Genomic DNA, 7,339 nt, shown 5'->3' with positions numbered 1-7,339 from the left:
AGGTGGACCCGCCCCTCCCACTCGTTCGCACGGTCACCCGCCTCGAGCTCGACCTCCAGGCCCAGGTCGACCCGGCCGAGCCGGACGCCGACGTCCCGGGCGATCCGGCTGGAGGTGCCGTCCGCCGCGACGACGACGCGCGCGCCGAGCGGGCCCTCGTCGGTGTGCACGACGACCTGGTCCGGCCCGTCGACGACCTCGCCGACCCGGCACGGTGCCCGCACCTCGGCGCCTGCCTCCGCGGCCCGGTCGAGCAGCCAGGCGTCGAGCTCGACGCGAGTCGTCATGGCCAGGAACGGCGCCGCGGCCGACCGCTCCCGATACCTGCCGCCGCGCAGCGTGAACGACGCACGCGTGACCGGCATCCGAACAGGCGGGCCGGCCGGCAGGGCACCGGTGCTCGGTCCGATCAGGCCGCCGCCGCAGGTCTTGTAGCGCGGGAACTCCGCCCGGTCGAGCAGGACGACGCTCGCACCGGCGTCCGCGGCGGCCCGGGCGGCCGAGCTGCCGGCCGGCCCGGCGCCGACGACGGCGACGTCGTACTGCTCCACCTGCCTAGTGTGCGGCAGAGCGAAGCCGTGGCCCCGGGGTGCTCGGGACCACGGCTCCGCCGCTTGTGGACCGCCCAGGCGTCAGACCGTCGCCGGGACGCCGCCGCTCCGGGCCACCGTGATGGCCCCCTTGGAGATGCTCAGCCAGACCTTCGTCCCCTCGTCGGCACCGAGCTGGCGCAGGTGGCTGCGGGTCATGGTGACGATGACCTCCTCGCCGGTCTCGGTGGTGACGGTCAGCCGCACCTCGAACCCCACGCGGAGGACCCGGGTGACGGTCGCCGCGACCTCGCCGTTGCCGGACGGCTGGAGCGCCACCTCGACGTCGTGGGGCCGGACGACGACGCCGCCGAGGGTGGTGACCTCGCCGAGGAACCCCATGACGAAGTCGTTGGCGGGCTCGTCGTAGAGCTGCTCCGGTGAGCCGATCTGCTCGACCCGGCCCTCGTTGATCACCACGATCTCGTCGGCGACCTCGAGCGCCTCCTCCTGGTCGTGGGTGACGAAGACCGTGGTCACGTGGACCTCGTCGTGAAGGCGACGGAGCCAGTCCCGCAGCTCCTTGCGCACCTTTGCGTCCAGCGCGCCGAACGGCTCGTCGAGCAGCAGCACGGTCGGCTCGACCGCCAGAGCCCGGGCCAGCGCCATCCGCTGCCGCTGGCCACCGGAGAGCTGCGAGGGCATCCGGTGCGAGAACTGCGAGAGGTGGACGAGATCGAGCAGCTCCTCCACCCGCCGCTGGACCTCGGCCTTCGGCCGCTTGCGGATCTCCAGCCCGAACGCGACGTTCTTGGCCACGGTCATGTGCTTGAAGACCGCGTAGTGCTGGAACACGAAGCCGACGTTCCGCTTCTGCGGGGGCAGCTTCGTCGCGTCCGCCCCCTCGATGCTGATCGAGCCCTCGTCGGCCGAGTCGAGCCCGGCGATGATGCGCAGCAGGGTGGACTTGCCGCCGCCGGACGGGCCGAGCAGCGCGGTGAGCTGTCCGGTCGGGATGGTGACGTTGACGTTGTCGAGGGCGACGAAGTCGCCGAACTTCTTGGTGACGCCGGTGATGTCGATGCTCATGGCTGTTCTCTCACTCTTCGGTCTTGGGTCGGAGCAGCGCCACGGTCACGAGACAGGCGATGCTGACGAGGACGAGGAGGAAGGCGATCGCGTACGCCTGGTCCTGGGCGAAGTTCTGGTACTTCTCCTCGACCATGAGGGTGGCCGTCTGGGTCTTGCCACTGATGTTGTTCGACACGACCTTCACCGCGCCGAACTCACCCACGGAGCGCGCCGTGGCCAGCACGACGCCGTAGACGACCGCCCACTTGATGCTGGGCAGGGTGATCCGCCAGAAGGTCTGCGGCGCGCTCGCCCCGAGGCTGCGCGCCGCCTGCTCCTGGTCGTCCCCGATCTCGGTGAGCACGGGCACGATCTCCCGGATGACCAGGGGCAGGGCGACGAACGTCGTCGCCATCACCAGGCCCGGCGTGCTGAAGATGACCTGGACGCTGTTCTCCTCCAGCGTCGGGCCGAACCAGCCGTCCCGGCTGTTGTAGACCAGCACGAGCGCCAGACCGACGACCACGGGGGACACCGAGAGTGGCAGGTCGATGAGCGCCGACAGCAGGCGTTTGCCCGGGAACTCGTAGCGCACCAGCAGGATCGAGATGGTGACGCCGAACAGCAGGTTGATGAGCACCGCGAGCAGCGCCACCTTCCCGGTCAGCTGCAACGCCGCCTGGACGTCCGGCTCCCGGAGCGTGTCCAGCAGGTTGGCGGTGCCTTCCTCGAAGGTGCGGAACGCGAGCAGCCCGGTCGGCCAGGCCACGAGGAAGAACACGTAGCCGACCGCGAGCAGCCGCAGCGCCCACCGGGTGGGCGTCGAGACCTCAACCACGGCGGGCCACCCGCCTCTGGACGATGTCGAGCACGACGATCACGGCCAGGGCCACGGCGAGGAGCACGGAGGCGAGGGCCGCCGCGGTGGCGTAGCTGCCGTTCTCGATGAAGGACAGGATCCGCACCGAGGCCACCTCGGTCTCGAACGGGCGGCTGCCGCTCAGGAGCACCAGCGAGCCGAACTCGGAGATCGCCCGGGCGAAGCTCAGGGTCGCTCCCGCGATGATCGCCGGGAACAGGCTGGGCAGGATGATCCGCCGGAAGATCGTGAGCCGGCTGGCGCCGAGGGAGGCGGCGGCCTCCTCGACGTCGGCGTCGAGCTCCTCGAGCACCGGCTGCACCGTGCGCACGATGAACGGCAACGTCACGAACGCGAACGCCAGCAGGACCGACGTCTCCGTGAACGCCCAGTTGAGGCCGAGTGGGCTGTTCGGCCCGTAGAGCGCGAGCAGCACCAGTCCGGCCACGATCGTCGGCAGCGCGAACGGCACGTCGATGATCACGTTGAGGATCGCCTTGCCCGGGAACCGGTCGCGGACCAGGACCCAGGCGATCACCGTGCCCATCACGATGTTGATGAGCGTGACGATCGCCGCGGACCGCACGGTGAGCAGCACCGCGGCCCAGGTCTGGTCGTTGCGGAGCACGTCGAGGTAGCTGTCCCAGCCGCCGGCCGCGGCACGCGCGACGATGGCCGAGAGCGGGAGCAGCACCAGCAGGCTGAACCAGAGCATCGTGATGCCCAGGCCCAGTCCGGCGCCGCCCGTCAGGGTGTTACGAGGGGTCGTCCGCTTCGCACGCCCGGGCCGGCGTCCCTGAGGGGACACCGGCCCGGTCGTGTCGATCGTCGCCCCGGAGAGCGCGGTCGACATCAGCTACTCCTCGCCGACCTGACCGGTCTGCTGCTGGAGCTCGGTGATGATGCCGAGCGGGTTGCCCTCTTCTCCGTCTCCGAAGTACTTGTCCGCGGCCTCGCTCCAGCCACCGAAGTTCTCGTCGATGGTGTAGAGCGTGCCGGGCGTCGGGAACGGGTCGGCCGGGTCGTTGGCGCCCTCGACCTCGGGGACGTCCACGCCGTCGACGACGGGGCGGAAGCCGAACGCCGCGTAGTCGGCCTGGGCCTCCGGGCCGGTGAGGAACTCCAGGAAGGCCACCGCGGCGTCCTTCTCGGCACCGTCGGTGGTCACCGCCGCCGGGTTCTCGATCAGCAGGGTGTCGTCGGGCACGACGTAGTCGATGTCCGCACCGTTCTGCTTGGCCAGGATCGCCTCGTTCTCGTAGGAGAGGAGGACGTCGCCGCTGCCGTCGGTGAAGGCGGTGGTCGCCTCACGCCCCGAGCCGGGGAGGGCGATGACGTTGCCGAGCAGCTTGGTCACGAAGTCGCGGCCGGCGGCCTCGTCGTCGCCGCCGTCGGTGGCGTGCGCCCAGGCGGCCAGGATGTTCCACCGCGCCGAGCCCGACGAGCCGGGGTTGGGCGTGATGATCTCGACACCCTCCTCGACGAGGTCGTCCCAGGTCTCGATGCCGTCGGGGTTGCCCGGACGCACCACGAACACCACGACCGACGAGGTCGCGATCCCGTTGGTCGCGTTGTCCTTCCAGTCCTCGGCGACCAGACCCTCGCCCACGAGGCGGGTCACGTCGGTCTCGAGGGAATAGTGCACGACGTCGGCCTCGGAGCCCGCGACGACCGCGCGGCTCTGGTCGCCGGAGGCGCCGTACGACGGCTCGAAGTCGACGCCGTCACCGGCGTCCGTGCCCTGGAAGTCCTCGAAGATGCCCTCGTTGGCGGCCTCGAGGATCGAGAAGCCGGACAGGTTGACGGTTTCGCCGCCCCCGCCACCGCTGCCTCCGCCGTCGGAGTCGTCGCCGCAGGCACTCAAGGCCAGCACCCCGGCAGCGACGAGCGCCACCGCGGCCTTGAAGTTCGTCTTCATCTGGGTCCCTCTTCTGCTCGCGTCGCACCCGAACGCGACGTTATTGAATGAACTCGGGCAGATTACTCGACTTTGGTGACTCACTGTCAATTGAGTGCCGCGTGTCGCGTGTCACGTGTCCACGCGACGGCGACGGTTCGGGGCGCCACTGCCCGCGCGGCTACCGTGGGACCGGGCCTGTCGTCGAGAACTGGAACGTGTTCCAGTTCTGGGCGTACCGCGGGTACGATGGCGGGTCGGTGCATTGGCGGAGCAGGGAGATGGGCGCGAGCCGTGGCAGTTCAGCAGGGCAAGCAGGTCAAGCAGCTCGACCGGGTGATCATCCGGTTCGCGGGTGACTCCGGCGACGGCATGCAGCTCACCGGTGACCGGTTCACCCAGGAGTCGGCCGCCTTCGGCAACGACCTCGTGACGCTGCCCAACTTCCCGGCCGAGATCCGGGCACCGCAGGGCACGCTGCCCGGCGTCTCATCGTTCCAGGTGCACTTCGCCGACCACGACATCCTGACCGCCGGCGACGCCCCGGACGTGCTGGTGGCGATGAACCCGGCAGCACTGAAGGCCAACCTCGGCGACCTCCCCAAGGGCGCCGCGATCATCGTCGACACCGCCGACTTCACCACGCGCAACCTCGCCAAGGCCGGCTACGACGCCAACCCGCTCGCGACCCTGGGCGACGCCAACGACCAGCTCGCCGACTTCCAGGTCTTCGCGGTCGACCTGACCGGGATGACGGTGGAGGCGGTCAAGCAGTTCGGACTGTCCCGCAAGGACGCGTCCCGGGCCAAGAACATGTTCGCGCTCGGCCTGCTCTCGTGGATGTACGGCAGACCCACCGAGACCACGATCGCGTTCCTGGAGAAGCGGTTCGCCAAGGTCGCCGACATCCGGGACGCCAACATCACGGCGTTCAAGGCCGGCTGGAACTTCGGCGAGACCACGGAGACGTTCGTCGTCCAGTACGAGGTCAAGCCGGCGCCCATGCCGACCGGCACCTACCGCAACATCACCGGCAACCTCGCGCTGGCCTACGGGCTGGTCGCGGGCGGCGTGCAGTCGGGCCTGCCGATCCTGCTCGGGTCCTACCCGATCACCCCGGCCTCCGACATCCTCCACGAGCTCAGCAAGCACAAGGCGTTCGGCGTCAGCACGGTGCAGGCCGAGGACGAGATCGCCGGCGTCGGCATGGCCATCGGGGCCTCGTTCGCCGGACAGCTCGGCGTCACCACGACCTCCGGCCCCGGCATCGCGCTCAAGTCCGAGGCCATCGGGCTGGCGGTCATGACCGAGCTGCCGCTGGTGGTCATCGACGTGCAGCGCGGCGGTCCCTCGACCGGCCTGCCCACCAAGACCGAGCAGGCCGACCTGCTGCAGGCGATGTTCGGGCGCAACGGCGAGGCGCCGGTCCCGATCGTGGCGCCGCAGTCACCCGGCGACTGCTTCGACGCAGCGATCGAGGCGATCCGGATCGCGGTCACCTACCGCACCCCGGTGATGCTGCTGTCCGACGGCTACCTCGCCAACGGCTCCGAGCCGTGGAAGATCCCCCTCGTCGAGGACCTCCCCGTCATCGACCCGAACTTCGCGACCCAGCCCAACCACGACCTGCCGCCCGGTCCCGACGGCGAGGAGCGCAAGGACTTCTGGCCGTACCTCCGTGACGAGGACACACTGGCCCGGCCCTGGGCGATCCCCGGCACGGCCGGACTCGAGCACCGGATCGGCGGGCTCGAGAAGGGCGAGGGCCACGGCAACATCTCCTACGACCCCGCCAACCACGACCTGATGGTGCGCACCCGCCAGGCCAAGGTCGACCGGATCGCCGAGTCGCTGCCGCCGCTGGTGGTCGACGACCCGTCCGGCGCGGCGAGGGTCCTGGTCATCGGCTGGGGCTCGACCTACGGTCCGATCGGCGCTGGCGTACGCCGGGTCCGCAAGGCCGGCTTCAACGTCGCGCAGGTGCACCTGCGCCACCTCAACCCGTTCCCCAAGGACCTCGGGGACATCCTGGAGCGCTACGACAAGGTCCTCGTGCCCGAGATGAACCTGGGGCAGCTCTCCCTGCTGCTCCGCGGTAGGTACCTCGTCGACGCCATCGGCTACAACCAGGTCCGCGGCCTCCCGCTCAAGGCCGCCGAGCTCGCCGAGGCCATCGGCGGCCTGGTCGCCCAGGCCGAGGGCATCGCCCCCGACCAGGTGCACGCGGACCTGACGACCACTCCCGCCGAGGAGGACTGAGCATGACCAGCATCGACCACGGCACCGAGCAGAGCACCGAGCTCCCGTTCCCGGGCCTGCGGTCCGGCGTCGACGGCGTCCCGACCAACGACCAGCCCCAGACCGGCAAGGAGTACACCTCCGACCAGGAGGTCCGCTGGTGCCCCGGGTGTGGTGACTACGCCGTGCTCAAGGCCGTCCAGGGCTTCCTGCCCGAGCTGGGCCTGCGCCGGGAGAACATCGTCTTCGTCTCGGGCATCGGCTGCTCGTCGCGGTTCCCCTACTACCTCGACACCTACGGCATGCACTCGATCCACGGCCGGGCGCCGTCGATCGCCACCGGCATCGCCACCGCCCGCGAGGACCTGTCGGTCTGGGTGGTCACCGGTGACGGCGACGCGCTGTCCATCGGCGGCAACCACCTGATCCACGCCCTGCGCCGCAACGTCAACATGACGATCCTGCTGTTCAACAACCGGATCTACGGCCTCACCAAGGGCCAGTACTCCCCGACCTCCGAGACCGGCAAGGTCACCAAGTCGACGCCGATGGGGTCGCTGGACCACCCGTTCAACCCGGTCTCCCTGGCACTCGGCGCCGAGGCGACGTTCGTCGCGCGGACCATCGACTCCGACCGCAAGCACCTCACCGCCGTGCTGTCGGCTGCCGCCGCGCACCGTGGCACCTCCTTCGTCGAGATCTACCAGAACTGCCCGATCTTCAACGACGGCGCGTTCGACGCGA

The 7,339-nt window shown here is 70.0% G+C and carries 7 protein-coding genes; 2 read left to right on the top strand and 5 right to left on the bottom strand.

What is annotated here, in order from left to right; all coding sequences use genetic code 11:
• The 5 genes from JHD21_RS18885 to JHD21_RS18865 all read right to left on the bottom strand — a co-directional run.
• On the bottom strand, window positions 1-569 hold a 569-nt coding region (locus JHD21_RS18885; protein ID WP_292678354.1), incomplete at its 3' end, for an FAD-dependent oxidoreductase.
• A 63-nt stretch (window positions 570-632) separates the two neighbouring features.
• A complete protein-coding gene (locus JHD21_RS18880) occupies window positions 633-1,619 on the bottom strand; it encodes a sulfate ABC transporter ATP-binding protein (protein WP_292678352.1) in 987 nt (328 codons plus the stop codon).
• 10 nt (window positions 1,620-1,629) lie between these two features.
• On the bottom strand, window positions 1,630-2,439 hold the full coding sequence (locus tag JHD21_RS18875; RefSeq protein ID WP_292678350.1) for a sulfate ABC transporter permease subunit: 810 nt from the start codon (window positions 2,437-2,439) through the stop codon (window positions 1,630-1,632).
• Window positions 2,432-3,313, bottom strand: coding sequence for a sulfate ABC transporter permease subunit CysT (gene cysT / locus JHD21_RS18870; RefSeq protein WP_292678348.1), 882 nt, complete (start codon window positions 3,311-3,313; stop codon window positions 2,432-2,434). The genes JHD21_RS18875 and cysT overlap by 8 nt, the downstream gene beginning before the upstream one ends.
• A 3-nt stretch (window positions 3,314-3,316) precedes the next feature.
• On the bottom strand, window positions 3,317-4,378 hold the full coding sequence (locus tag JHD21_RS18865) for a sulfate ABC transporter substrate-binding protein (protein WP_292678346.1): 1,062 nt from the start codon (window positions 4,376-4,378) through the stop codon (window positions 3,317-3,319).
• 273 nt (window positions 4,379-4,651) lie between these two features.
• Here JHD21_RS18865 and JHD21_RS18860 point away from each other — a divergent pair, with 273 nt between their 5' ends.
• Window positions 4,652-6,616: a 2-oxoacid:acceptor oxidoreductase subunit alpha gene (locus tag JHD21_RS18860; protein WP_292678344.1), complete on the top strand. Its 1,965-nt coding sequence runs from the start codon at window positions 4,652-4,654 to the stop codon at window positions 6,614-6,616.
• Window positions 6,617-6,618: 2 nt separating this feature from the next.
• A partial coding sequence (locus JHD21_RS18855; RefSeq protein WP_292678342.1) for a 2-oxoacid:ferredoxin oxidoreductase subunit beta occupies window positions 6,619-7,339 on the top strand: 721 nt, incomplete at its 3' end.

The organism is Nocardioides sp., assembly GCF_016462705.1.
Classification (GTDB): Bacteria; Actinomycetota; Actinomycetes; order Propionibacteriales; family Nocardioidaceae; genus Nocardioides.
Note: the sequence above shows the minus strand (reverse complement) of the source record. Positions and strands in the feature narration are given on the sequence as shown.